The sequence below is a fragment of the Streptomyces sp. NPDC020362 genome, assembly GCF_040642095.1.
Taxonomy (GTDB): Bacteria; Actinomycetota; Actinomycetes; order Streptomycetales; family Streptomycetaceae; genus Streptomyces.
In genome coordinates this window covers 22,647-48,747 of sequence record NZ_JBFAET010000008.1, presented here as the reverse complement: position 1 = coordinate 48,747, position 26,101 = coordinate 22,647, and the positions used below count along the sequence as shown (strand labels likewise).

The 26,101-nt window shown below is 69.7% G+C and carries 21 protein-coding genes and 1 pseudogene; 6 read left to right on the top strand and 16 right to left on the bottom strand.

All coding sequences use genetic code 11. The features are described 5' to 3' along the window. The first annotated feature begins 8 nt into the window (after positions 1 to 8). Positions 9 to 2,792: a fumarate reductase/succinate dehydrogenase flavoprotein subunit gene (locus AB0H32_RS05865; RefSeq protein ID WP_361114832.1), complete on the top strand. Its 2,784-nt coding sequence runs from the start codon at positions 9 to 11 to the stop codon at positions 2,790 to 2,792. Between the two features lie 158 nt (positions 2,793 to 2,950). On the opposite strand, the gene recQ is transcribed toward AB0H32_RS05865, so the two are convergent. Then, positions 2,951 to 4,954 (bottom strand): DNA helicase RecQ, encoded by a 2,004-nt coding sequence (gene recQ / locus AB0H32_RS05860; protein WP_361115045.1) that lies wholly within the window; start codon positions 4,952 to 4,954, stop codon positions 2,951 to 2,953. A gap of 174 nt (positions 4,955 to 5,128) precedes the next feature. On the opposite strand from recQ, the pseudogene AB0H32_RS05855 reads away from it, so the two are divergent. Further along, positions 5,129 to 5,368: pseudogene (locus AB0H32_RS05855) on the top strand (Uma2 family endonuclease); the annotation flags it as partial. A gap of 71 nt (positions 5,369 to 5,439) precedes the next feature. Here the strand turns inward: AB0H32_RS05855 and nuoN are convergent. Genes nuoN through AB0H32_RS05785 form a run of 14 tightly spaced genes read right to left on the bottom strand, consistent with a single transcriptional unit; the run spans position 5,440 to position 21,341 of the window. Then, positions 5,440 to 7,089: an NADH-quinone oxidoreductase subunit NuoN gene (nuoN, locus tag AB0H32_RS05850; RefSeq protein ID WP_361114829.1), complete on the bottom strand. Its 1,650-nt coding sequence runs from the start codon at positions 7,087 to 7,089 to the stop codon at positions 5,440 to 5,442. Continuing rightward, positions 7,086 to 8,657 carry an NADH-quinone oxidoreductase subunit M gene (locus AB0H32_RS05845; RefSeq protein ID WP_361114826.1) on the bottom strand — a complete coding sequence of 524 codons (1,572 nt, stop codon included), beginning with the start codon at positions 8,655 to 8,657 and terminating at the stop codon, positions 7,086 to 7,088. Before AB0H32_RS05845 ends, nuoN begins: the two co-directional genes overlap by 4 nt. Position 8,658: 1 nt before the next feature. Then, entirely contained in the window at positions 8,659 to 10,554 is a 1,896-nt protein-coding gene (nuoL, locus tag AB0H32_RS05840) for an NADH-quinone oxidoreductase subunit L (RefSeq protein ID WP_361114823.1), read from the bottom strand. 15 nt (positions 10,555 to 10,569) lie between these two features. Then, positions 10,570 to 10,869, bottom strand: coding sequence for an NADH-quinone oxidoreductase subunit NuoK (gene nuoK, locus AB0H32_RS05835; RefSeq protein WP_073901863.1), 300 nt, complete (start codon positions 10,867 to 10,869; stop codon positions 10,570 to 10,572). After that, positions 10,866 to 11,708, bottom strand: a complete 843-nt coding sequence (locus AB0H32_RS05830; RefSeq protein ID WP_361114820.1) for an NADH-quinone oxidoreductase subunit J — start codon at positions 11,706 to 11,708, stop codon at positions 10,866 to 10,868. The genes nuoK and AB0H32_RS05830 overlap by 4 nt, the downstream gene beginning before the upstream one ends. Next, entirely contained in the window at positions 11,705 to 12,334 is a 630-nt protein-coding gene (gene nuoI / locus AB0H32_RS05825; RefSeq protein ID WP_361114817.1) for an NADH-quinone oxidoreductase subunit NuoI, read from the bottom strand. The genes AB0H32_RS05830 and nuoI overlap by 4 nt, the downstream gene beginning before the upstream one ends. Then, positions 12,327 to 13,691 carry an NADH-quinone oxidoreductase subunit NuoH gene (gene nuoH, locus AB0H32_RS05820; RefSeq protein ID WP_361114814.1) on the bottom strand — a complete coding sequence of 455 codons (1,365 nt, stop codon included), beginning with the start codon at positions 13,689 to 13,691 and terminating at the stop codon, positions 12,327 to 12,329. Before nuoH ends, nuoI begins: the two co-directional genes overlap by 8 nt. Then, a complete protein-coding gene (locus AB0H32_RS05815; protein ID WP_361114811.1) occupies positions 13,688 to 16,192 on the bottom strand; it encodes an NADH-quinone oxidoreductase subunit G in 2,505 nt (834 codons plus the stop codon). The genes nuoH and AB0H32_RS05815 overlap by 4 nt, the downstream gene beginning before the upstream one ends. After that, positions 16,189 to 17,538 carry an NADH-quinone oxidoreductase subunit NuoF gene (gene nuoF, locus AB0H32_RS05810; RefSeq protein ID WP_361114808.1) on the bottom strand — a complete coding sequence of 450 codons (1,350 nt, stop codon included), beginning with the start codon at positions 17,536 to 17,538 and terminating at the stop codon, positions 16,189 to 16,191. The genes AB0H32_RS05815 and nuoF overlap by 4 nt, the downstream gene beginning before the upstream one ends. Next, the gene (gene nuoE, locus AB0H32_RS05805) at positions 17,535 to 18,317 is read right to left on the bottom strand and encodes an NADH-quinone oxidoreductase subunit NuoE (RefSeq protein ID WP_361114805.1); all 783 of its coding nucleotides are present in this window, start codon (positions 18,315 to 18,317) and stop codon (positions 17,535 to 17,537) included. Before nuoE ends, nuoF begins: the two co-directional genes overlap by 4 nt. Beyond that, entirely contained in the window at positions 18,314 to 19,654 is a 1,341-nt protein-coding gene (locus AB0H32_RS05800) for an NADH-quinone oxidoreductase subunit D (RefSeq protein ID WP_361114802.1), read from the bottom strand. The genes nuoE and AB0H32_RS05800 overlap by 4 nt, the downstream gene beginning before the upstream one ends. After that, entirely contained in the window at positions 19,651 to 20,415 is a 765-nt protein-coding gene (locus AB0H32_RS05795; RefSeq protein ID WP_361114799.1) for an NADH-quinone oxidoreductase subunit C, read from the bottom strand. The genes AB0H32_RS05800 and AB0H32_RS05795 overlap by 4 nt, the downstream gene beginning before the upstream one ends. Beyond that, a complete protein-coding gene (locus tag AB0H32_RS05790; RefSeq protein WP_003998928.1) occupies positions 20,412 to 20,966 on the bottom strand; it encodes an NADH-quinone oxidoreductase subunit B in 555 nt (184 codons plus the stop codon). The genes AB0H32_RS05795 and AB0H32_RS05790 overlap by 4 nt, the downstream gene beginning before the upstream one ends. Positions 20,967 to 20,981: 15 nt before the next feature. Then, positions 20,982 to 21,341, bottom strand: a complete 360-nt coding sequence (locus AB0H32_RS05785; RefSeq protein ID WP_003992243.1) for an NADH-quinone oxidoreductase subunit A — start codon at positions 21,339 to 21,341, stop codon at positions 20,982 to 20,984. 745 nt (positions 21,342 to 22,086) lie between these two features. Between AB0H32_RS05785 and AB0H32_RS05780 the strand changes: the two genes are divergently transcribed. Then, complete coding sequence (locus AB0H32_RS05780) at positions 22,087 to 22,908, top strand: C40 family peptidase (RefSeq protein WP_361114796.1); 822 nt, start codon at positions 22,087 to 22,089, stop codon at positions 22,906 to 22,908. A 128-nt stretch (positions 22,909 to 23,036) separates the two neighbouring features. Next, positions 23,037 to 23,663, top strand: a complete 627-nt coding sequence (gene def / locus AB0H32_RS05775) for a peptide deformylase (protein ID WP_361114793.1) — start codon at positions 23,037 to 23,039, stop codon at positions 23,661 to 23,663. 114 nt (positions 23,664 to 23,777) lie between these two features. On the opposite strand, the gene AB0H32_RS05770 is transcribed toward def, so the two are convergent. Next, the gene (locus AB0H32_RS05770; protein WP_361114791.1) at positions 23,778 to 25,112 is read right to left on the bottom strand and encodes a geranylgeranyl reductase family protein; all 1,335 of its coding nucleotides are present in this window, start codon (positions 25,110 to 25,112) and stop codon (positions 23,778 to 23,780) included. 47 nt (positions 25,113 to 25,159) lie between these two features. On the opposite strand from AB0H32_RS05770, the gene AB0H32_RS05765 reads away from it, so the two are divergent. Together AB0H32_RS05765 and AB0H32_RS05760 are read left to right on the top strand one after the other, a co-directional pair. Continuing rightward, on the top strand, positions 25,160 to 25,666 hold the full coding sequence (locus AB0H32_RS05765; protein ID WP_361114788.1) for a GNAT family N-acetyltransferase: 507 nt from the start codon (positions 25,160 to 25,162) through the stop codon (positions 25,664 to 25,666). 119 nt (positions 25,667 to 25,785) lie between these two features. Then, complete coding sequence (locus tag AB0H32_RS05760; RefSeq protein WP_361114785.1) at positions 25,786 to 26,094, top strand: PASTA domain-containing protein; 309 nt, start codon at positions 25,786 to 25,788, stop codon at positions 26,092 to 26,094. The last annotated feature ends 7 nt before the right edge of the window (positions 26,095 to 26,101 follow it).

Sequence of the window (26,101 nt, the reverse complement as noted above, 5' to 3'; positions counted from 1 at the left end):
GCACCCCGGTGACCACCCCCGCGAACGCCCCCGCACAGACCTCCGTGGAGATCCCCGCTGTCACCGACGCCGAGGAGCTGACCTGCGACGTCCTCGTCATCGGCGGAGGCACCGCCGGCACCATGGCCGCCCTGAGCGCCGCCGAGCGCGGTGCGAGCGTCCTGCTCCTGGAGAAGGCCCACGTCCGTCACTCCGGCGCGCTGGCCATGGGCATGGACGGCGTCAACAACGCGGTCGTCCCGGGCCGCGCCGAGCCCGACGACTACGTCGCCGAGATCACCCGTGCCAACGACGGCATCGTCGACCAGACCACCGTCCGCCAGACCGCCACCCGCGGCTTCGCGATGGTCCAGCGGCTGGAGTCGTACGGGGTCAAGTTCGAGAAGGACGAGCACGGCGACTACGCGGTCCGCCAGGTCCACCGCTCGGGCTCGTACGTGCTTCCCATGCCGGAGGGCAAGGACGTCAAGAAGGTCCTGTACCGGCAACTGCGGCGGCGGGAGATGCGGGAGCGGATCCGCATCGAGAACCGGGTCATGCCGGTGCGCGTGCTGACCGCTCCCGACGACGGGCGGGCCGTGGGTGCCGTCGGCTTCCACACCCGCACCGGCGCTTTCGTGACCGTCCGCGCGGGTGCGGTGATCCTCGCGACCGGTGCCTGCGGCCGCCTCGGCCTGCCCGCCTCCGGATACCTCTACGGCACCTACGAGAACCCGACCAACGCCGGCGACGGCTACGCCATGGCCTACCACGCGGGGGCCGAGCTGACCGGCATCGAGTGCTTCCAGATCAACCCGTTGATCAAGGACTACAACGGTCCGGCCTGCGCCTACGTCGCCAACCCGTTCGGCGGCTACCAGGTCAACCGGCACGGCGAACGCTTCGTCGACTCCGACTACTGGTCCGGGCAGATGATGGCCGAGTTCGCGGCCGAGGTGGCCAGCGACCGCGGCCCGGTCTACCTGAAGCTGAGCCATCTTCCCGAGGAGTCGGTCTCGGCCCTGGAGTCGATCCTGCACTCCACCGAGCGCCCCACCCGGGGCACCTTCCACGCCGGCCGGGGGCACGACTACCGCACCCACGACATCGAGATGCACATCTCCGAGATCGGCCTGTGCGGCGGCCACTCCGCCTCCGGCGTCCGGGTCGACGACCACGCCCGGACGACCGTCGCCCGCCTGTACGCCGCCGGCGACCTGGCCTGCGTCCCGCACAACTACATGATCGGCGCCTTCGTCTTCGGCGACCTCGCGGGCGCGGACGCCGCCCACTACACGGCGTACGACGGCGAACTTCCCGCGGACCAGCTGCGCGAGGCGCACGAGCTGATCTACCGCCCGCTGCGCAACCCGGGCGGCCCGCCGCAGACCCAGGTCGAGTACAAGCTGCGCCGCTTCGTGAACGGCTACGTGGCACCGCCCAAGTCCGGCGCCCGCCTCTCCCTCGCCCTGGAGGCGTTCGAGCGGATGCACGCCGACATCGCCGCGATGGGCGCCCGCACCCCGCACGAGCTGATGCGCTGCGCCGAGGTCGCCTTCATACGCGACTGCGCGGAGATGGCCGCCCGCGCCTCCCTCGCCCGCACCGAGTCCCGCTGGGGGCTCTATCACGACCGCATCGACCACCCTCTGCGCGACGACTCCTCCTGGTTCCACCATCTCGATCTGCACAAGTCCCCCTCTGGTGCCATGGAGTTCACGGCCCGTCCCGTGGCTCCCTATCTGGTCCCGGTCGACGGCTACGCCCCGGTCGGCGGCTCCTCCCGGCAGTTGGGCGAGGTCCGCCCCGAGGACGTCGCCACGGCCGGTCCGCGCGATGCGGCACCGGTCGCCGCCGGACCGACGTCCACCCGCGCAGCCGGGTCCGCGGATCCGGGTCGCGCCCCGGACACCGCCTCGCCGCGGCTCCTCGAGCTGCTGGAGCTGGCCGAGGCGGAGCCCGAACTGACCTCCCTGAAGCCCTACTTGTCCGACCCCGACCCTGCGGTGAGGCGTACCGCCGTCTCGGTCCTCACCGAGACCGTGCCGCCCGGCACCGGGCAGGCCCTGGCCGGTGCCCTCGCGGACCCCGACGCCGAGGTCCGCGCCGCTGCCGCGGCCTCACTGCGCGAGCTGGTCGAGACCCTGCCGTCCGACCCCGCCCTGGGTGTCACGCTCACCGGCGCGCTCGCCGAGGCCGACCCCGTGGTCCGCGCGGCCGCCCTCGATGTGCTGCGCGCCCTGCGGCTGGGCGAGGCCGCCGTGTTCGCCTCCGCGCTGGCCGACCCCGACGTCACCGTCCGCATCGAGGCCGTGCGAGCCCTCGTCTCGGTCGACGCGGCCGCCGTGCTGGCGAGCGCGGCGGACGATCCCTCCCGGGAGGTCCGTGTCGCCGTGGCCAAGGCGCTGGCCGCCGTCAGCCCGGTCCCCCTGGCCCCGTCGGCCCGGGAACTGCTCACCGGCGCCCTGGACCGGCTCACCGAGGACGCCGACCCGCTGGTGCGCGGTGCCGCGCTGGGCGCGCTGGCCACGGCGGGCTGCCCCGAGCCACCGGCCGCCCGTGCCGTCGCCGCTCTGTCCGACCCGGCCTGGCAGGTGAGGTCCGGTGCCGCCACCGCGCTGTCGGTCGCGCCCGCCGACACGGCCGTCCCCGCCCTCGCCAAGGCCCTCGCCGACCCCAACGCCGATGTGCGCAAGGCGGCGGTCCTGGCCCTGACCCGGCACAACGCCGCCGAGGAGGCCCGCGCGGCCCTGGCCACGGCCACGGCCGACCCGGACGCGGACGTCAGGGCGTATGCGGCACGCGGGCTGTGACGATCCCCCGCATCGCCTCAGTCGCATCGCGCACCCTCAGGCACACCCCTCTCTCACCCAGCACCCCTCTCTCACCCAGCACACCCCTTCTCCTCCGGCACCCTCTTTCTCCTCCGGCGCCCCGCCCGAGGAGAAGGGGGCCCAGGGCCTTCGGCGCGCTACATCCAGTCGTCCGGCTCCGGCTCTTCGCCCGGCTCGGGCCAGTCGTCCTCCGGGGCCTCACCGGGTACCGGCACGGCATCACCCGCCGGGGCCGCCTCGGGGGCCGGGCCCGCGCCGTCCAGGGAGGACAGGACACCGAGCACCCCTTCCCCGTACGTCGCCAGCTTCTTCTCACCGACGCCGCCGACCGTTCCCAGCTCCCGCACCGATGCCGGCCACCGCATGACGATCTCCCGCAGCGTGGCGTCGTGGAAGATGACGTACGCCGGAACGCCCTGCTCCCGGGCCTGCTCGGCACGCCAGGCGCGCAGGGCCTCGAAGGCGGGGAGCAGCTCGTCGGGCAGCTCGACCGCCGCGGCCTTGGCCTTGCGGTCGCCCCGGCCGGAGGAACCGCCCGCGCCCGACCGGGACGTGGCCTGCTTCTTCGGCTCCTTGCGCAGCGGCACCTCCCGCTCCCGCCGCAGCACCGAACCGCTCGCCTCGGTGAGCACCAGCGTGCCGTACTCCCCCTCGACCGCGAGCAGTCCCTGGGCGAGCAGCTGCCGGACGACGCCCCGCCACTCGGCCTCGGCGAGGTCCTGTCCGATACCGAAGACGGACAGCTGATCGTGGTCGAACTGGATCACCTTGCCGGTGCGCTTGCCGAGCAGGATGTCGACGATCTGCAGGGCGCCGAACTTCTGCCCGCGCTCCCGCTGCAGCCGTACCACCGTCGACAGCACCTTCTGTGCGGCGATCGTGCCGTCCCAGGTCTCCGGCGGGGTGAGGCAGGTGTCGCAGTTGCCGCAGCCCTCGGCCGAGGGGTCCTGGCCGAAGTAGGCCAGCAGCTGGCCGCGTCGGCACCGGGCCGTCTCGCACAGGGCGAGCATGGCGTCGAGGTGGGCTGCGGCCCGGCGGCGGAACGCCTCGTCGCCCTCGCCGGACTGGATCAGCTTGCGCTGCTGGATGACGTCGTTGAGGCCGTATGCCATCCAGGCGGTGGAGGGCAGTCCGTCACGGCCCCCACGGCCCGTCTCCTGGTAGTAGCCCTCGATCGACTTGGGCAGGTCCAGGTGGGCGACGAATCGCACGTCCGGCTTGTCGATGCCCATGCCGAAGGCGATGGTCGCGACCACGACCAGGCCCTCCTCGCGCAGGAACCGGGACTGGTGGGCCGCGCGCGTTCCCGCGTCCAGGCCCGCGTGGTACGGAACCGCCTCGATGCCGTTGCTGCTGAGGAACTCGGCGGTGCGCTCCACCGAGTTGCGGGAGAGGCAGTAGACGATGCCCGCGTCACCCACATGCTCCTCCCTGAGGAAGGCGAGCAGCTGCTTCCTGGGGTCGGCCTTGGGCACGATCCGGTACTGGATGTTGGGCCGGTCGAAGCTGGCGACGAAGTGGCGGGCCGCCGGCAGGTTCAGCCGCTGGGTGATCTCCTGGTGCGTGGCGCGTGTGGCCGTCGCCGTGAGGGCGATCCGCGGGACGTCCGGCCAGCGCTCGCCGAGCAGGGAGAGGGCCAGGTAGTCGGGGCGGAAGTCGTGGCCCCACTGGGACACGCAGTGCGCCTCGTCGATCGCGAAGACGGAGATCTTGCCGCGGGACAGGCGGTCGAGCGTGGCCTCCACCCGCAGCCGCTCCGGCGCCAGGTAGATCAGGTCCAGCTCGCCCGCGAGGAACTCGGCCTCCACCACGCGCCGCTCGTCGAAGTCCTGCGTGGAGTTGATGAAGCCGGCCCGCACGCCGAGGGCCCGCAGGGCGTCCACCTGGTCCTGCATCAGCGCGATCAGCGGCGAGATCACCACTCCCGTCCCGGGTCTGACCAGGGCCGGGATCTGGTAGCACAGCGACTTGCCGCCGCCGGTCGGCATGAGGACGAGGGCGTCGCCGCCCGTCACCACATGCTCGATGATCGCTTCCTGTTCGCCGCGGAAGGCCTCGTACCCGAAGATCCGGTGCAGCGTCGCCAGCGCCTCGCTCGAGGCCGCGTCTGGCATCTCCTTGATCACGCCCGTCCCGCGCATCGTCGTGTCCCCCGTACGTCGTCCCTCGACCACTGCCTCCACGATAGGGGCCCGGTACGACAGCCTCGGAGTTATCCACAGGTTCGCCGCCGTGCACCCTGTCAAGGACACGACTGCTGTTCACACGTTCGCGGGAAACTTGCCCGTTTCTGCCCGATAGCGTGAATGCACTGGAAATCCGTGTCTCGGGACCGCGAGACCAAGCCGATGAAGTACGGCCGCGCGAGGATCCCCCACTACTGGCGGGTCGAGAACGAAGAGGGTCGCGCCGTGGTCCACGCCTTCGAGCGGGAGCCGACGACCGGGGCGTACACCTGCGTCTGGATCTTCCGCGAGCGGATGAAGCTGGACCTGCCTTTCCCGCCGGATCTCGACCTGAAGCAGATCAAGACGCGCCGCGACAGGGATCAGTGACCCTCAAATACGCCGCTGCCCGGCACCCCTCCGAACGAGGGTGCCGGGCAGCGGTCTGTACGACGGGGCGGTCAGCGCACGAACACGCCCGCCTGGCTCGCCAGGTTCAGGAAGTACTGCGGCGCCACACCGAGCACCAGCGTCACCGCCACGCCCACGCCGATCGCCGCCATCGTCAGCGGGGAGGGCACGGCCACGGTCGGGCCCTCCGGCTTCGGCTCGCTGAAGAACATCAGCACGATCACGCGGATGTAGAAGAACGCGGCGATCGCCGAGGAGATCACACCGACCACGACCAGCGGGGCCGCGCCGCCGTCGGCCGCCGCCTTGAACACGGCGAACTTCCCGGCGAAACCGGAGGTCAGCGGGATACCGGCGAAGGCCAGCAGGAAGACCGCGAACACCGCGGCCACCAGCGGGGAACGGCGTCCGAGCCCGGCCCACTTGGACAGGTGCGTCGCCTCGCCACCCGCGTCGCGCACCAGCGTGACCACCGCGAAGGCGCCGATCGTCACGAACGAGTACCCGGCCAGGTAGAAGAGGACGGACGACACGCCGTCCTTCGAGGTCGCGATGACACCTGCGAGGATGAATCCGGCGTGCGCGATGGACGAGTACGCCAGCAGCCGCTTGATGTCGGTCTGCGTGATCGCGATGATCGCGCCGCCCAGCATGGTGATGATCGCCACCGCCCACATGACCGGCCGCCAGTCCCAGCGCATCCCGGGCAGGACGACGTACAGCAGGCGCAGCAGCGCTCCGAACGCCGCCACCTTCGTCGCCGCCGCCATGAACCCGGTCACGGGCGTGGGTGCACCCTGGTACACGTCGGGCGTCCACATGTGGAACGGCACCGCGCCCACCTTGAACAGCAGGCCCATCAGGATCAGGGCGCTGCCGAGCAGCAGCAGTGCGTCGTTGCCCATCGTGTTGGCCAGCGCCGGGTCGACGCTGGTGACCGTGCCGTCGACGACCTGCGCGATGCGCGCGTACGACACCGAGCCCGCGTAGCCGTACAGGAGCGCGATGCCGAACAGCGTGAACGCCGAGGCGAACGCGCCGAGCAGGAAGTACTTGACCGCGGCCTCCTGCGACATCAGCCGCTTGCGGCGGGCCAGGGCGCACAGCAGGTAGAGCGGCAGCGAGAAGACCTCCAGGGCCACGAACAGCGTCAGCAGGTCGTTGGCCGAGGGGAACACCAGCATGCCGGCGATCGCGAAGAGCAGGAGCGGGAAGGCCTCGGTGGTGGTGAACCCGGCCTTCACGGCGGCCTTCTCGCTGTCGCTGCCCGGCACGGACGCGGCCTGCGCGGCGAAGGAGTCGACCCGGTTGCCGTGCGCCGCCGGGTCCAGGCGCCGCTCGGCGAAGGTGAACAGGCCCACCAGGCCGGCCAGGAGGATCGTGCCCTGCAGGAACAGGGCCGGCCCGTCGACCGCGATCGCGCCCATGGCCGCGATGTGCGCCTTCGTGGTGCCGTATCCGTCGGCTGCCAGCGCGACCACCGCGGCGAACGCGGCGCACAGGGCTACGACGGACACGAACACCTGGGCGTAGTAACGGGACTTGCGCGGAACGAACGCCTCGATCAGCACGCCGACCAGTGCCGCGCCGACGACGATCAGGGTCGGCGACAATTGCCCGTATTCGATCTTCGGTGCCGGGATCTTCGAGATCGGCTCGGCCGCGGTTGTCCACAGGCTGTGGACGGCTGTTGCGCTCACTTGGCCGCCTCCACCGAGGGCTTGGGGTCGGTCTTGTGTACGTCCGACATGGTCTGTTTGACCGCCGGGTTGACGATGTCCGTGACGGGCTTCGGGTAGACGCCCAGGAAGATCAGAAGCACGATCAGCGGGGCGACGACCACCAGCTCGCGCGCGCGGAGATCGGGCATCGCCGAGACCTCGGGTTTCACCGGGCCCGTCATCGTCCGCTGGTACAGCACCAGCGTGTAGAGCGCGGCGAGGACGATGCCCAAGGTGGCGATGATGCCGATCACCGGGTACCGCGTGAAGGTGCCGACCAGGACGAGGAACTCACTCACGAACGGTGCGAGGCCGGGCAGCGAGAGAGTGGCGAGGCCGCCGATCAGGAAGGTGCCGGCGAGCACCGGGGCGACCTTCTGCACGCCTCCGTAGTCGGCGATGAGCCGCGAGCCGCGCCGGGAGATCAGGAAGCCGGCGACCAGCATCAGCGCGGCCGTGGAGATGCCGTGGTTGACCATGTAGAGCGTGGCGCCGGACTGGCCCTGGCTGGTCATCGCGAAGATGCCCATGATGATGAAGCCGAAGTGCGAGATCGACGCATAGGCCACCAGTCGCTTGATGTCCCGCTGGCCGACGGCGAGCAGCGCGCCGTAGACGATGCTGATCAGCGCCAGTACGAGGATGGCGGGCGTCGCCCACTTGCTCGCCTCCGGGAACAGCTGGAGGCAGAAGCGGAGCATCGCGAAGGTGCCCACCTTGTCGACGACCGCGGTGATCAGGACGGCGACCGGGGCGGTGGACTCCTGCATGGCGTTGGGCAGCCAGGTGTGCAGCGGCCACAGCGGCGCCTTCACCGCGAAGGCGAAGAAGAAGCCGAGGAACAGCCAGCGCTCGGTGCTGGTCGCCATGTGCAGCGAGCCGCTCGCGCGGGCCTGCACGATCTCCTGGAGGCTGAAGTTCCCGGCGACCACGTAGAGGCCGATCACCGCGGCCAGCATGATCAGACCGCCGGCCAGGTTGTAGAGGAGGAACTTGACGGCCGCGTACGACCGTTGCGTCGAGGCCGCCGCCTCGCCGTGCTCGTGGGCGCGGTCCCCGAAGCCGCCGATGAGGAAGTACATCGGGATGAGCATGGCTTCGAAGAAGATGTAGAAGAGGAAGACGTCGGTGGCCTCGAAGGAGATGAGCACCATCGCCTCGACGGCGAGGATCAGGGCGAAGAAGCCCTGGGTCGGCCGCCACCTCTTGCTGCCCGTCTCCAGCGGGTCGGCGTCGTGCCAGCCCGCGAGGACGATGAACGGGATCAGCAGGGCCGTCAGCGCGATGAGCGCGACCGCGATGCCGTCGACGCCCAGTTCGTACCTGACCCCGAAGTCCGCGATCCAGGCATGGGATTCGGTGAGCTGGTAGCGGGCGCCGTCCGGGTCGAAGCGGACCAGGACGGTGATCGCCAGGGCGAGGGTGGCGAGCGAGACCAGCAGCGCCAGCCACTTGGCGGCGGTGCGCTGCGCGGCCGGTACGGCGGCCGTGGCGACGGCCCCGAGGGCCGGGAGCGCCGCCGTCGCTGTCAGCAGAGGAAAGGACATGTCAGACCGCCCTCATCAGCAGGGTCGCGGCGACCAGGAGTGCCGCACCGCCGAACATCGAGACCGCGTAGGAGCGGGCGAAGCCGTTCTGGATCCGGCGCAGCCGCCCGGACAGACCGCCGAAGCCGGCCGCCGTGCCGTTGACCACGCCGTCGACCAGGGTGTGGTCGACGTACACCAGGGAGCGCGTGAGGTGCTCGCCGCCGCGCACCAGGACCACATGGTTGAAGTCGTCCTGGAGCAGGTCGCGCCGGGCGGCCCGGGTGAGCAGCGAGCCGCGCGGGGCGACGACCGGTACGGGCTTGCGGCCGTACTGCGCCCAGGCGATGCCGACGCCGATGACCAGGCACACCAGGGTCGCGCCGGTGACCACCCCCGCGCTGATCGGCGAGTGACCCTCGCTGTGACCGGTGACCGGCTCCAGCCAGTTCAGGAAACGGTCGCCGATGCTGAACAGGCCGCCGGCGAAGACCGACCCGAACGCGAGCACGACCATCGGGATCGTCATGACCTTGGGCGACTCGTGCGGGTGCGGCTCGTGGCCGTTCTCGTCGGGCTGCCAGCGCTTCTCGCCGAAGAACGTCATCAGCATCACGCGCGTCATGTAGAAGGCGGTGATGGCCGCGCCCAGCAGGGTCGCGCCGCCGAGGATCCAGCCCTGGGTGCCGCCCTTCGCGAAGGCCGCCTCGATGATCGCGTCCTTGGAGAAGAAGCCCGACAGGAACGGGAAGCCGATGATGGCGAGGTAGCCGAGACCGAAGGTGACGAAGGTGACCGGCATGTACTTCCTGAGGCCGCCGTACCTGCGCATGTCGACCTCGTCGTTCATGCCGTGCATGACGGAACCGGCGCCGAGGAACAGCCCGGCCTTGAAGAAACCGTGCGTCACCAGGTGCATGATCGCGAAGACGTAGCCGATGGGGCCGAGGCCGGCGGCCAGGATCATGTAGCCGATCTGCGACATGGTCGAGCCGGCCAGCGCCTTCTTGATGTCGTCCTTGGCACAACCGACGATCGCACCGAAGAGGAGCGTGACCGCACCGACGACGGTGACGGCGAGCTGGGCGTCCGGAGCCAGGTTGAAGATGGCCGCGGAGCGGACGATCAGGTACACGCCCGCGGTCACCATCGTCGCGGCGTGGATCAGGGCCGAGACCGGGGTCGGGCCCTCCATGGCGTCCCCGAGCCAGGACTGCAGCGGCACCTGGGCCGACTTGCCGCAGGCTGCGAGCAGGAGCATCAGGCCGATCGCGGTGAGCCTGCCCTCGGAGGCGTCGCCGGCGTGGCTGAAGACGGGCCCGAAGGCGAAGGACCCGAAGGTCGTGAACATCAGCATGATCGCGATCGACAGGCCCATGTCGCCGACGCGGTTGACCAGGAAGGCCTTCTTCGCGGCCGTCGCGGCACTGGGCTTGTGCTGCCAGAAGCCGATCAGCAGGTAGGAGGCGAGACCGACGCCCTCCCAGCCGACGTACAGCAGCAGGTAGTTGTCGGCGAGGACGAGCAGCAGCATCGCCGCGAGGAACAGGTTCAGGTAGCCGAAGAAGCGGCGGCGCCGCTCGTCGTGCTCCATGTACCCGACCGAGTACAGGTGGATCAGCGAGCCGACGCCGGTGATCAGCAGGACGAACGTCATCGACAGCTGGTCGAGGCGGAAGGTGACGTCCGCCTGGAAGCTGCCGACCGAGATCCACGTCCACAGGTGCTGGGTCAGGGTGCGGTGTTCGGCGTTCTTGCCGAGCAGGTCGGCGAAGAGGATCACACCGAACACGAAGGAGGCGGTCGACAGCAGGGTGCCGATCCAGTGGCCGACGGCGTCCAGCCGACGGCCGCCGACCAGAAGGACGGCCGCTCCGAGCAGGGGCGCCGCGATGAGCAGCGCGATCAGGTTCTCCACGATTCTTCCGACCCCTTACAGCTTCATCAGGCTGGCGTCGTCGACCGAGGCCGAGTGGCGGGTACGGAACAGCGACACGATGATCGCGAGGCCCACCACGACCTCCGCGGCGGCGACGACCATCGTGAAGAAGGCGATGATCTGGCCGTCGAGGTTGCCGTGCATCCGGGAGAAGACGACGAACGCGAGGTTGCAGGCGTTGAGCATCAGCTCGATGCACATGAACACGACGATCGCGTTGCGTCTGATCAGCACCCCGGTCGCGCCGATGGTGAACAACAGGGCGGCGAGGTAGAGGTAGTTCACGGGGTTCACTTCGACGCCTCCTCGGCCCGCTTGAAGAGCGCCGGTTCGATCTCCGTACGCTCCAGGCGCTCCTCCGCGCGCTGCTCCAGCGCCCGCAGGTCGTTCAGCGCTTCGGCGGACACGTCACGGATCTGACCGCGCTCGCGCAGTGTCTTGTTGACGGTCAGCTCGGACGGGGTGCCGTCGGGGAGCAGGCCCGCGATGTCCACCGCGTTGTGCCGGGCATAGACGCCGGGGGCGGGCAGCGGTGGCACGTGCTTGCCCTCACGGACGCGCTGCTCGGCCAGCTCGCGCTGGGTCTTGGCGCGCTCGGTGCGCTCGCGGTGGGTGAGAACCATGGCGCCGACGGCCGCTGTGATCAGCAGGGCGCCGGTGATTTCGAAGGCGAAGACGTACTTGGTGAAGATGAGGGACGCGAGGCCCACCACGTTGCCGTTCGCGTTCGCCGAGCCGGTCCCGTCGAACTCCTTCAGGGAGGCGTTCGCGATGCCGGTGAGGAGCAGGACACCGAAGCCGACCCCGCACAGAAGAGCCAGCCAGCGCTGGCCCTTGATGGTCTCCTTCAGCGAGTCCGCGGCCGTCACGCCGACGAGCATCACCACGAACAGGAACAGCATCATGATCGCGCCGGTGTAGACGACGATCTGCACGACCCCGAGGAAGTAGGCGCCGTTGGCGAGGTAGAACACCGCCAGAATGATCATGGTGCCGGCGAGGCTGAGCGCACTGTGCACGGTCTTCTTCATGAAGACGGTGCACAGGGCGCCGATCACCGCGACCGTGCCGAGCACCCAGAACTGGAAGGCCTCACCGGTGGAGGTGGTGTAGGCGGCGAGCTGCGGGCTCATGCGTCCGCCTCCTGGTCCTCGGGCGCGCCCGAAGGGCTCGCCATCTGCGGCTGTTCACCCTTGGAGACGGCGATCTGGGGGACCGTGCCGGGCGCGGCCTGCGTCACCAGGCCCCGGTAGTAGTCCTGCTCGTCGGTCCCGGGGAAGATCGCGTGGGGCGTGTCGACCATGCCCTCTTCGAGACCGGCGAGCAGCTGCTCCTTGGTGTAGATGAGGTTGGCGCGGCTGGAGTCGGCCAGCTCGAACTCGTTGGTCATCGTCAGCGCGCGCGTGGGGCACGCCTCGATGCACAGGCCGCACAGGATGCAGCGCGCGTAGTTGATCTGGTAGACGCGGCCGTACCGCTCGCCCGGCGAGTAGCGCTCCTCGTCGGTGTTGTCGGCGCCCTCCACATAGATGGCGTCGGCGGGGCAGGCCCAGGCGCACAGCTCACAGCCGACGCACTTCTCCAGGCCGTCCGGATGGCGGTTGAGCTGGTGCCGTCCGTGGAACCTCGGAGCCGTGGTCTTCTGCTGCTCCGGGTACTGCTCGGTCAGCCGCTTCTTGAACATGGCCTTGAAGGTCACGCCGAAGCCGGCCACGGGATTCTGGAAACCGGGCTTGGTCTCCTTGGGCTCCTCAGCCATCGGACGCCTCCTTTCCATCCGAAGATCCGTCACTGACAGTGTCCGACCCACCACTGACAATCAGCTCCCGCTCGCGGCGCGAGCGGCGCCTGGGCACCGGCGGAAGCTCCTGTCCGGGCAGCGGCGGTACGGGGAACCCGCCCGCCATCGCGTCGAATCCGGGCTGCTGGGCGGCGCTCTGCCCGGCCGTCCTGGTCTTCTCGCGGAACATGTCGGCGATGAAGGAGATCAGCAGCAGGGCGAGGACGCCGCCGCCGACGTAGAGGGCGATGTCGGCGAAGTCGTAGTTCTCGTTGCGCAGGGCCCGCACGGTCGCGACGAGCATCAGCCAGGTCACGGAGACCGGGATGAGGACCTTCCAGCCGAGCTTCATCAGCTGGTCGTAGCGGACCCGCGGGAGCGTGCCGCGCAGCCAGATGAAGAAGAACAGCAGCAGCTGGACCTTGATGACGAACCAGAGCAGCGGCCACCAGCCGTGGTTCGCGCCCTCCCAGAAGCTGCTGATCGGCCACGGAGCCCGCCAGCCGCCGAGGAACAGCGTGGTCGCGACGGCCGAGACCGTCACCATGTTCACGTACTCGGCGAGCATGAACATCGCGAACTTGATCGACGAGTACTCGGTGTTGAAGCCGCCGACGAGGTCGCCCTCGGACTCGGGCATGTCGAAGGGGGCGCGGTTGGTCTCCCCGACCATCGTGACGATGTAGAGGATGAAGGAGACCGGCAGCAGCACGATGTACCAGCGGTCCTGCTGCTGCGCGACGATCGTGGACGTCGACATCGACCCCGAGTAGAGGAACACGGAGGCGAACGCGGCACCCATGGCGATCTCGTAGGAGATCATCTGAGCGCAGGAGCGCAGGCCGCCGAGCAGCGGGTAGGTGGATCCGGAACTCCAGCCCGCGAGGACGATGCCGTAGATGCCGACGGAGGCGACCGCGAGGATGTAGAGCATCGCGATCGGCAGGTCGGTGAGCTGCATCGTGGTGCGGTGGCCGAAGATCGAGATCTCGTTGTCGGCCGGGCCGAAGGGGATCACCGCGATCGCCATGAAGGCCGGGATGGCCGCGACGATCGGCGCGAGGATGTAGACCACCTTGTCCGCGCGCTTGACGATGATGTCTTCCTTGAGCATCAGCTTGATGCCGTCGGCGAGCGACTGGAGCATGCCCCAGGGGCCGTGCCGGTTGGGGCCGATGCGCAGCTGCATCCAGGCGACGACCTTGCGCTCCCAGACGATCGAGAACAGCACGGTCACCATCAGGAAGGCGAAGCAGAACACCGCCTTGACGAGGACCAGCCACCAGGGGTCGCGGCCGAACATCGAGAGGTCTTCAGCGGCGAGGTACGGGCTCATGCCTCCACCTCCTTGGGGGCCTCTTCGGCGAGTGCCGCCGGGCCGATACGGACGAGGGAACCGGGCTGTGCGCCGGTGTCGGAGGCGACGCCCGCGCCGACGGAGTTCAGCGGGAGCCAGACCACCCGGTCGGGCATCTCGGTGATCCGGAGCGGGATCTCGGTCGTGCCGGCCGGTCCGGTGACGGCGAGGACGTCGCCGTCCCTGACGCCCGCCTCGGCGGCCGTCGCGGCCGACAGACGCGCGCGTGCCGCGTGCCGGGTGCCGGCGAGTGCCTCGTCGCCCTCCTGCAGGACGCCCTGGTCCAGCAGCAGCCGGTGCCCGGCGAGTACGGCCTCTCCCGCGGCGGGGCGGGGCAGCAGTCGCGCGGACTCCATGGGCTCGGTGGCCCGCGGGCCGTCCCAGGCGCCGAGCCGGTCGATCTCCGTGCGCGCGGTACGCAGGTCCGGCAGACCCAGGTGGACGTCCATGGCGTCGGCCAGCATCTGCAGCACGCGCGCGTCGGGCGGGGCGGGGCGGCGGGCCATCTGGTCCGGCTTGAGCGCGGCCTCGAAGAAGCGCACCCGGCCCTCCCAGTTGAGGAAGGTGCCGCCCTTCTCGGCGGCCGCGGCGACCGGGAGGACGACGTCGGCGCGCTCGGTGACCTCGCTGGGCCGCAGCTCCAGCGACACCAGGAAGCCGACGCTGTCGAGAGCCTCACGCGCGCGTGCCGGGTCGGGCAGGTCGGCGACCTCCACACCGGCGACCACGAGCGCCGACAGTTCACCGGTGGCGGCGGCCTCGATGATCTGGTGGGTGTCGCGGCCGTAGCGCAGCGGCAGTTCGGCGAGACCCCAGACGGCGGCGACCTCCTCCCGCGCGCGCGGGTCGGTCGCCGGGCGACCGCCCGGCAGCAGCGACGGCAGCGCGCCCACCTCGACGGCACCGCGCTCGCCCGCACGCCGCGGGATCCACACCAGCTGTGCGCCGGTCGCGGCGGCCGCCCGGACGGCGGCGGTGAGGCCACCGGGGACTGCGGCGAGCCGCTCGCCCGCGACGATCACCGCGCCCTCGGTGCGCAGGCCCTCTGCGGCCTGCGCACCCGGCCCTTCCAGGCCGACGCCGCCGGCGAGGGCGTCCAGCCACTCCGTCTCGGTGCCGGGAGCGGCCGGCAGCAGCGTGCCGCCCGCCTTCTCCAGGCCTCGGGTGGAATGCGTGGCCAGCGCGAACACCTGCTGCTTGCGCTTGCGCCAGGCCTTGCGCAGCCGCAGGAAGACGCCGGGGGCCTCCTCCTCCGACTCGAACCCGGCCAGCAGAACGGCGGGGGCCTTCTCCAGGGAGTTGTACGTGACGCCCGTACCGTCGAGGTCGCGGCCGCGGCCGGCGACCCGGGCCGCAAGGAAGTCGGCTTCCTCGCCGCTGTGCACGCGCGCGCGGAAGTCGATGTCGTTCGTTGCGAGCGCCACGCGCGCGAACTTGCTGTACGCGTAGGCGTCCTCGACGGTCAGCCGGCCGCCGATGAGGACACCGGCCCGGGAGCGGGCGGCGCTCAGCCCGCGCGCGGCCGCTTCCAGGGCCTCCGGCCAGGAGGCGGGCTCCAGGACTCCCTCGGCGCTGCGCACGAGTGGAGTGTCCAGGCGGTCCTTGAGCTGCGCGTAACGGAACGCGAAGCGTCCCTTGTCGCAGATCCACTCCTCGTTGACCTCGGGGTCGTTGGCGGCGAGCCGCCGCATGACCTTGCCGCGCCGGTGGTCGGTGCGGGTCGCGCAGCCGCCGGAGCAGTGCTCGCACACCGAAGGCGAGGAGACCAGGTCGAAGGGGCGGGAGCGGAAACGATAGGCCGCCGAGGTGAGCGCCCCGACCGGGCAGATCTGGATGGTGTTGCCGGAGAAGTACGACTCGAAGGGGTCACCCTCGCCGGTGCCGACCTGCTGGAGCGCGCCCCGTTCGATCAGCTCGATCATCGGGTCGCCCGCGACCTGGTTGGAGAACCGGGTGCAGCGGGCGCACAGCACGCACCGCTCGCGGTCGAGCAGTACCTGCGTGGAGATCGGGACGGGCTTCTCGTACGTCCGCTTGCGGCCCTCGAAGCGGGACTCGGCGTTGCCGTGCGACATGGCCTGGTTCTGCAGCGGGCACTCGCCGCCCTTGTCGCAGACCGGGCAGTCCAGCGGGTGGTTGATGAGCAGCAGCTCCATCACCCCGTGCTGGGCCTTCTCCGCGGCGGGGGACGTGAGGTGGGTCTTCACCACCATCCCGTCGGTGCAGGTGATCGTGCAGGACGCCATCGGCTTGCGCTGGCCCTCGACCTCGACGATGCACTGGCGGCAGGCGCCGACCGGGTCCAGGAGGGGGTGGTCGCAGAAGCGGGGGATCTCGATGCCGAGCTGCTCGGCGGCCCGGATGACCAGGGTGCCCTTGGGCACGCTGATCTCCACGCCGTCGATCGTCAGCGTGACGAGGTCCTCCGGCGGGACCGCCGCCTGCCCCCCTCCGGAGGGAGCACTGGTGGTCACGGTCATGCGTTCACCTCCGGGCGGTCCGCCCAGGCCGTCGACTTGGCCGGGTCGAAGGGGCAGCCCCGGCCCGTGATGTGCTGCTCGTACTCCTCGCGGAAGTACTTGAGCGAGGAGAAGATCGGTGAGGCCGCGCCGTCGCCGAGGGCGCAGAAGGACTTGCCGTTGATGTTGTCGGCGATGTCGGCGAGCTTGTCGAGGTCGGACATGACGCCCTTGCCGGCCTCGATGTCCCGCAGCAGCTGCACCAGCCAGTACGTCCCTTCGCGGCAGGGTGTGCACTTGCCGCAGGACTCGTGGGCGTAGAACTCGGTCCAGCGGGTCACGGCCCGCACCACGCAGGTCGTCTCGTCGAAGCACTGCAGGGCCTTCGTGCCGAGCATGGAACCGGCGGCGCCGACCCCTTCGTAGTCCAGGGGGACGTCGAGGTGCTCGTCGGTGAACATCGGTGTCGAGGAGCCGCCCGGCGTCCAGAACTTGAGCCGGTGCCCGGGGCGCATCCCGCCGCTCATCTCCAGCAGCTGGCGCAGGGTGATGCCGAGCGGTGCCTCGTACTGGCCGGGGCTCGCGACGTGGCCGCTGAGGGAGTAGAGCGTGAAGCCGGGCGACTTCTCGCTCCCCATCGACCTGAACCATTCCTTGCCGTTTTTCAGGATGGCGGGAACCGACGCGATCGACTCGACGTTGTTCACAACAGTCGGGCAGGCATAGAGCCCTTCGACAGCAGGGAAGGGGGGACGCAGCCGCGGTTGCCCACGGCGGCCTTCGAGCGAGTCGAGCAGTGCGGTCTCCTCACCGCAGATGTACGCGCCGGCGCCGGCGTGCACGGTGAGGTCGAGGTCGAGTCCGCTGCCCTGGATGTTCTCGCCGAGGTAGCCCGCCGCGTAGGCCTCGCGCACGGCCTCGTGCAGCCGCCGCAGAACGGGGACGACTTCACCACGCAGATAGATGAAGGCATGCGACGACCTGATGGCATAGCACGCGATCACCATGCCCTCGATGAGGCTGTGCGGGTTCGCGAAGAGGAGCGGGATGTCCTTGCAGGTCCCGGGCTCCGATTCGTCGGCGTTGACAACTAGATAGTGCGGTTTTCCATCACCCTGCGGAATGAACTGCCACTTCATTCCGGTCGGGAATCCCGCGCCTCCACGCCCGCGCAGACCGGAGTCCTTGACGTACGCGATCACGTCGTCCGGCGACATGGCGAGCGCCTTGCGGAGCCCCTCGTACCCCTCGTGCCTCCGGTAGACGTCCAGAGTCCAGGACCGGTCCTCGTCCCAGAAGGCCGACAGCACGGGTGCGAGCAGCTTCTCGGGGCTGGTGTCCTTGAGTTCAGGTGTCACGGTCATCACTCCCCCTCCTCTTCGGCCTGGCCCGCGGAGGACGCGTCCTGAGGTTCCTGGGCACGCGGATGGACCACGCGCGCGGGTGCGGTCTCTCCCCTTGCCAGGCGAAGGCCCACCAGCGAGGCGGGTCCCGCGCTGCCGCTCTCCTCGACGGCCCCTGGCCGCTCGTCGGGGAAGCCCGCCAGGATCCGCGCCGTCTCCTTGAACGTGCACAGCCGCGCCCCGCGCGTGGGTTCGACGGGCCGTCCCGCGCGCAGGTCGTCGACCAGGCGTTTGGCGCTGGTGGGGCTCTGGTTGTCGAAGAACTCCCAGTTGACCATCACGACCGGCGCGAAGTCGCAGGCCGCGTTGCACTCGATGTGCTCCAGGGTGACCTTGCCGTCGTCGGTGGTCTCGCCGTTGCCGACGCCCAGGTGCTCCTGGAGGGTCTCGAAGATCGCGTCGCCGCCCATCACCGCGCACAGGGTGTTGGTGCACACCCCGACCTGGTAGTCACCGGACTGCCTGCGCCGGTACATGGTGTAGAAGGTGGCGACCGCGGTGACCTCGGCCGTGGTCAGGTCCAGCATCTCCGCGCAGAACCGCATCCCGGTGCGCGTGACGTGGCCCTCCTCGGACTGCACGAGGTGGAGCAGCGGGAGCAGGGCGGACCGGGAGTCCGGGTAGCGCGCGATCACCTCGCGCGCGTCCGCCTCCAGCCGGGTCCTGACGTCGTCCGGGTACGCGGGCGCGGGCAGTTCGGGCATGCCCAGGCTGACGCCCCGCTCCGAAGAAGAGGTGGTCACCGGTCGACGCCTCCCATCACGGGGTCGATGGACGCGACGGCGACGATGACGTCGGCGACCTGGCCGCCCTCGCACATCGCCGCCATGGCCTGCAGGTTGGTGAAGGACGGGTCGCGGAAGTGGACCCGGTAGGGGCGGGTGCCGCCGTCGGAGACGGCGTGCACGCCGAGTTCGCCCTTGGGCGACTCGACGGCCGCGTACGCCTGCCCCGGCGGGACGCGGAAGCCCTCGGTGACCAGCTTGAAGTGGTGGATCAGGGCCTCCATGGAGGTGCCCATGATCTTCTTGATGTGGTCGAGGGAGTTACCGAGTCCGTCCGGCCCCAGGGCGAGCTGGGCGGGCCAGGCGATCTTCTTGTCGGCGACCATGACCGGGCCGGGCTGGAGCCGGTCCAGGCACTGCTCGACGATCCTGAGCGACTGGCGCATCTCCTCCAGGCGGACCAGGAAGCGCCCGTAGGAGTCGCAGCTGTCGGCGGTCGGGACGTCGAAGTCGTACGTCTCGTAGTCGCAGTACGGCTGTGCCTTGCGCAGGTCGTGCGGCAGGCCGGTGGAGCGCAGGATCGGGCCGGTGGCGCCGAGGGCCATGCAGCCGGCCAGATCGAGGTGGCCGACGTCCTGCATACGGGCCTTGAAGATGGGGTTCCCGGTGGCGAGCTTGTCGTACTCCGGGAGGTTCTTCTTCATCTTCTTCACGAACTCGCGGATCTGGTCCACCGCGCCGGGCGGCAGGTCCTGCGCGAGTCCGCCGGGCCGGATGTACGCGTGGTTCATGCGCAGGCCCGTGATGAGCTCGTAGATGTCGAGAATCATTTCACGATCACGGAATCCGTAGATCATGATCGTGGTGGCGCCCAGTTCCATGCCGCCGGTGGCGATGCACACCAGGTGGGAGGACATCCGGTTCAGCTCCATCAGGAGCACCCGGATGATCTTGGCGCGTTCGGTGATCTGGTCATCGATGCCGAGGAGCTTCTCGACGGCGAGGCAGTAGGCGGTCTCGTTGAAGAACGACGTCAGGTAGTCCATGCGCGTGACGAAGGTGGTGCCCTGCGTCCACGTGCGGAACTCGAGGTTCTTCTCGATGCCGGTGTGCAGATAGCCGATGCCGCAGCGGGCCTCGGTGACCGTCTCGCCCTCGATCTCCAGGATCAGGCGGAGCACCCCGTGGGTGGAGGGGTGCTGGGGACCCATGTTGACGACGATGCGCTCGTCGTCGGCGCGGGCCGCGGACTGGACGACCTCGTCCCAGTCGCCGCCGGTGACCGTATATACGGTGCCCTCGGTGGTCTCGCGCGCCGAAGCGGCGGAGTCCGCGGATGCTGACTGCGTGCTCACGAGTACGACCTCCGCTGGTCCGGAGCCGGGATCTGGGCGCCCTTGTACTCGACGGGGATGCCGCCGAGGGGGTAGTCCTTGCGCTGCGGATGGCCCTGCCAGTCGTCCGGCATCATGATCCGCGTCAGGGCCGGGTGACCGTCGAAGACGATCCCGAAGAAGTCGTAGGTCTCGCGCTCGTGCCAGTCGTTGGTCGGATAGACGGAGACCAGGGACGGGATGTGCGGCTCGCTGTCGGGGGCGCTCACTTCGAGGCGGATCAACCGGTTGTGGGTGATCGAGCGCAGGTGGTAGACGGCGTGCAGCTCGCGACCGGTGTCCTGCAGGTAGTGGACGCCGCTGACACCGGTGCACAGCTCGAAGCGCAGGGCCGGGTCGTCGCGCAGGGTGCGGGCGACGCGGAGCAGGTGCTCGCGTTCGACGTGGAAGGTGAGCTCTCCGCGGTCGACGACCGTCTTCTCGATGGCGTTCTCGGGGAGGAGTCCCTGTTCCTCCAGGGCGCCCTCCAGTTCGTCGGCGACCTCGTCGAACCAGCCGCCGTAGGGCCGGCTCGCCGGTCCCGGGAGTCGGACCGAGCGGACCAGGCCGCCGTAGCCGGAGGTGTCGCCGCCGCCCGCGGCGCCGAACATGCCGCGCTGGACGCGGATCTCCTCGCCGCCCTGGCCGCGCTGGCCGGGGAGGTTGGAGGCGGCGAGGTCCTTTTCGGGGTTCACCCCGTTCGCGGACCCGTTCACGCCGTTGGTGCCGTTCGCGTCGCTCACCGCAGCAGCCCCTTCATCTCGATCGTGGGCAGGGCCTTGAGCGCCGCCTCCTCCGCCTCGCGGGCCGCTTCCTCGGCGTTCACGCCGAGCTTGGAGGTCTGGATCTTCTGGTGGAGCTTGAGGATCGCGTCCATCAGCATCTCGGGCCGGGGCGGACAGCCGGGGAGGTAGATGTCGACCGGGACGATGTGGTCGACGCCCTGGACGATCGCGTAGTTGTTGAACATGCCGCCCGAGGAGGCGCAGACGCCCATCGAGATCACCCACTTGGGGTTGGGCATCTGGTCGTAGACCTGCCTGAGGACGGGCGCCATCTTCTGGCTGACCCGGCCCGCGACGATCATCAGGTCCGCCTGGCGCGGCGAGCCGCGGAAGACCTCCATGCCGAAGCGCGCAAGGTCGTAGCGCCCGGCGCCGGTGGTCATCATCTCGATGGCGCAGCAGGCCAGGCCGAAGGTGGCGGGGAAGACGGACGCCTTGCGCACCCAGCCCGCGGCCTGCTCGACGGTGGTCAGCAGGAAGCCGCTCGGCAGCTTTTCTTCGAGTCCCATGTCTCTAAAGGCCCCTCAGTCCCATTCCAGGCCGCCGCGCCGCCATACGTACGCGTATGCGACGAAGACGGTGAGCACGAAGAGCAGCATCTCCACGAGCCCGAAGATCCCCAGGGCGTCGAAGGTGACGGCCCAGGGGTAGAGGAAGACGATCTCGATGTCGAAGACGATGAAGAGCATCGCCGTCAGGTAGTACTTGATGGGGAAGCGCCCGCCGCCGGCCGGCGTGGGGGTCGGCTCGATACCGCACTCGTAGGCTTCGAGCTTGGCGCGGTTGTACCGCTTCGGACCGATCAGCGTGGCCATGACCACGGAGAAGATCGCAAAGCCTGCCCCGAGGGCTCCCAGTACGAGGATGGGCGCATACGCGTTCACCGCTCCTCGCTCCTCTCAGTCGGCACTGACTGGTGGCGGTTGCACTGGGCTCACATCCGCCCCACCGGTCCCACGAACCCCGCTCGCCCCGGGCGAAGATCGAGAACATGTGAAGCAGGTCACAAGCCCAACTGCTCCGCATCTTATGCCCGCCACTCTGTGATCTGCGACACGGGGTATTGCACAAGCTTTGTGATCTCCACCACCTGACGAAGGATCATGAAGTCGGATGATGGGTGATCTTCATACGCGAAGCGTTCAGGTGATCACCAGAAGTGACATTTTCGTTCGTCGCCGCAGGCCGGAGGGGGCGTCTCAATATCAAGAGAGTTCGCCTGCATGCAAATTGGCGCTGGACCCGGAGTCTTGATAGGGGAGCACGTTCACACATCAGAGGGAGCTCCGGGGCGGGATGTGGACACCACCCGGGCGCGTGCACGCGTTCACGAACTCCTGCCCGCGCAGGACGCCGTCATTCCGGTAACCGTTCCGTGACCTCCGCCACATTCATGAGAGCGGTCTGAGAACCGGGCTTGGCCATCCACCCGAACCAGTGGTAGGTGCGGGGCAATTCGGACGTAATGATCAAAGACCGTGATCAAGGGCTTGATCACGGGCGCCCGTAATGTCCGTTACGGCGTCAATAAAGAGTGACACGCCCGGGCTTCGAGGTCTCGATTGAACAACTGTGGCGCAGCACACGTTTCTTGAAGATATGAAGGAGCCCCTGGTACCGGTTATTCCCATGTCCCACACCGCTCACATACGCAGCCACCGGAAGCCCCGCCGCAGCGCGTCGACCATCGCCGTGCGGGCTGGAGTTGCCGGTGGCGTCCTCAGCACCCTGGCAGTCGCCGGGGCGTCCGGTTCGGCGAACGCTGCCGAGCCGGTGACGCAGACCCTCGAACTGCCCACCCTGACGGCCGACCTGGCCGCTCAGGTCGCCCAGTCCGCGGACGCCACGCAGCAGGCCGCCGCGAACTACCAGCTGCAGGCCGAGCGCGACCAGGCCGCCGCAAACGCCGCGAAGCAGGCCAAGTCGGACCTCGCGGACGCGAAGCAGAAGGCGGCGGAGGCCAAGAAGAAGGCCCAGGAGGCCGCCCGCAAGGAGGCCGCCGCGCGCGCCTCGCGCAACGCGGAGCGGACGACGCTCTCCACCAAGGCGAGCACCGACACCTCCTCCAGCACCTCGACGAGCACGTCCACCGCGACCGGTTCGGCCGCGGCCGTCATCTCGTTCGTGAAGGCGCAGATCGGCAAGGCGTACGTCTCCGGCGCCACCGGCCCCAGCGCCTACGACTGCTCCGGCCTGGTGCAGACGGCCTTCAAGCAGGTGGGCATCAGCCTGCCGCGCGTCTCCCAGGACCAGTCGACGGCCGGCACCCAGGTGTCGCTGAGCAACCTGCAGCCGGGCGACATCCTGTACTGGGGCAGCGCGGGCAGCGCGTACCACGTGGCGGTGTACGTGGGCGACGGCATGTTCGTCGGCGCGCAGAACCCGTCCAGCGGCGTCGGGGAGCACCCGCTGTCGTACGACCCGCCGACCGGCGCCGTGCGAGTGCTCTGAGCGCTCAGCACGTCTCTCACACGCGTAGGGCCGCAGCCGCTCGGGGGCAGCGGCCCTTGCGTCTTCCCTGGCATGCTCTGTGCGGGCCGCCGCCCGGTGGTCCGTCCACGAGCGAAGGAGACGGCGCGATGCCACGCGTGTTCGTCCAGGGAAGCCCCGCCGACCACTACCCGCGCCACGCCCCCGAGGCCGGGCGCGGAGCGGTGCGCCGGATCACCGAGGTCGGCGAGGAGGTCCTGCACAAGCCGTGCCGGGACGTCACGGAGTTCGGACCCGACCTCGCCGCGCTCATCGACGACATGTTCCTCACGATGTATGTCGCCGAGGGGGCGGGACTGGCGGCGAATCAGGTCGGTGTCGATCTGCGCCTGTTCGTGTACGACTGCCCCGATGACGACGGAATCCGGCATGTCGGACACATCATCAATCCCGTACTGGAGTCCGCCTCGGCCGGGCGCCGGCTGATCGACGAGGGCGAGGGATGCCTGTCGGTGCCGGGCGCCGTGATGGCCGTACCGAGGCCGGACCGGGCCCTCGTGCGCGGGCAGGACAAGGACGGCCGTCCGCTCGTCGTCGAGGGCACGGGATACTTCGCCCGCTGCCTCGCGCACGAGACCGACCACACCCACGGGTACATCTACCTGGACCGGCTCGCCAAGCGGGACAAAAAGGACGCGCTGCGGCAGATGGCGGCCCGGCGGGACGAGGTGTTCGCCCGCCGGGCGGCCAGGGCCGAGGAGCTGAGCCGGGCCTAGCGGGTCCGCAGGACCCTGCTGGAGGCCCTCCGGCCGGCACTCCCGTGCGGAGCGCCGGGGGGCTCCCGGCCGGGGCTCACGCCTTCGGGGCGCCGGACGGTCCCCGGCCGCCGCTCACGCCTTCGGGGCCACCCTGCTCAGACCGTTGATGATGCGGTCCATCGCGTCACCGCCCGTCGGGTCGGTGAGGTTCGCCAGCAGCTTCAGGGTGAACTTCATCAGCATCGGGTGGGTCAGACCGCGCTGGGCGGCGATCTGCATGACCTTCGGGTTGCCGATGAGCTTCACGAAGGCCCGGCCGAGCGTGTAGTAGCCGCCGTAGGTGTCCTTCAGGACACGCGGGTAGCGCTGGAGGGCGATCTCGCGCTGGGCGGGGGTGGCCCGCGCGTGGGCCTGGACGATGACGTCGGCGGCGATCTGGCCGGACTCCATGGCGTAGGCGATGCCCTCGCCGTTGAAGGGGTTCACCAGACCGCCGGCGTCGCCGACGAGCAGCAGGCCCTTGGTGTAGTGCGGCTGGCGGTTGAAGGCCATGGGCAGCGCGGCGCCGCGGATCGGGCCCGTCATGTTCTCCGGGGTGTAGCCCCAGTCCTCGGGCATGGACGCGCACCAGGCCTTGAGGACCTCGCGCCAGTCCAGCTCCTTGAAGGCGGCGGAGGTGTTGAGCACACCGAGGCCCACGTTGGAGGTGCCGTCGCCCATGCCGAAGATCCAGCCGTAGCCCGGCAGCAGGCGGTCCTGGGGGCCGCGGCGGTCCCACAGCTCCAGCCAGGACTCCAGGTAGTCGTCGTCGTGGCGCGGGGAGGTGAAGTACGTGCGCACCGCGACGCCCATCGGGCGGTCCTCGCGGCGGTGCAGGCCCATCGCGAGGGACAGCCGCGTGGAGTTGCCGTCGGCGGCGACGACCAGCGGCGCGTGGAAGGTGACCTCGCGCTTCTCGTCGCCGAGCTTGGCGGTCACGCCGGTGATGCGGCCGGTGCGGTCGTCGATGACCGGCGCGCCCACGTTGCAGCGCTCGTAGAGGCGGACGCCGGCCTTCTGGGCGTTGCGGGCGAGCTGCTCGTCGAAGTCGTCGCGCTTGCGGACGAGTCCGTAGTCCGGGAAGGAGGCGAGATCCGGCCAGTCCAGCTGGAGGCGGACGCCGCCGCCGATGATGCGCAGGCCCTTGTTGCGCAGCCAGCCGGCCTCCTGCGAGACGTCGATTCCCATGGCCACCAGCTGCTTGACCGCGCGCGGGGTGAGGCCGTCGCCGCAGACCTTCTCCCGCGGGAACTCGGTCTTCTCCAGGAGGAGGACGTCGAGTCCGGCCTTGGCGAGGTGGTAGGCGGTGGTGGAGCCGGCTGGCCCCGCGCCGACGACGATCACATCGGCGGTGTTGTCGGAGAGGGGCTCGGTCACGGCGGGATCTCCCCAAGGCTCGAAATCTGCGTGCCGACCGGCACTGGACATGGGCAGTCTATGCAGCAGAATTGATCACCCGGCTGAAGGGTTGCCCCGTGAACGACGCTCTTCCCGCAGTACGGCTGCGCGTGCCCACCGACGAGGACGCGTTCGCCTGGCACCGGGCCTTCGCCGACCCCGAGGTCATGGAGTTCCAGGGAGGCAGGGCCGCCGAACTCTCGGTCTACGAGGAGCTGACCGCGCGCCAGCGCCGGCACGACGCGGAACGGGGCTTCTGCCTGTGGTCGATCGTGGACGACTGCGACGAGGTCGTCGGCTTCACCGGGGCCCAGCCGTGGCCGCACGCGTGGGGGCCGGCGGGCGAGATCGAGATCGGCTGGCGGCTCAGCCGGGCGCACTGGGGCCGGGGATACGCCACGGCGGCCGCGGAGGAGACGCTCGCACGGTTGCGGGCGGCGGGTGTGCCGCAGGTGGTGGCGATGGTCGACGCCCGCAACGAACGCTCCATCGCGGTCACCCGGCGGCTGGGCATGCGGCTCGCGGAGACGTTCGTGACGCCGGCCTCGACACAGGAAGGGCACTGCTACCGACTCGACCTGTGACCCAGAGTAACTGACTGTCACAGAAAGCCACATGAAGCTTCCGGGCGGCACGCGACCGCGTTACCCTTCCAGTACCGCTGGGGGTGACATCTGTGCGTATAACACCCAAAACACCCGAAGTGCGCGTTCCTCGTCTGGTCGGCCTGATGGCCATGGACGCGCGCGAAACGGCCCGGGCGCGGGGTCTGTTCCTCAATGCGCCGGACCGCCCGGACTTCCACCTCGCGGTCGTCGACTACGTCGTACGCCAGTACCCGCAGCCCGGCGCCGAGGTGCCGCCGGACTCCATGGTGTACGTGTGGTTCGACTTCGGTGAGGGTGAGGGCGGCGGAGGCGTGCGCGAGCCGCGCATCCCACGGCCGCCCACGGGCGGCATGCAGCGCGAACTGGGCGAGCCCGGGGACGCCTTCGAGATGATCAACCGGTGAGACACCG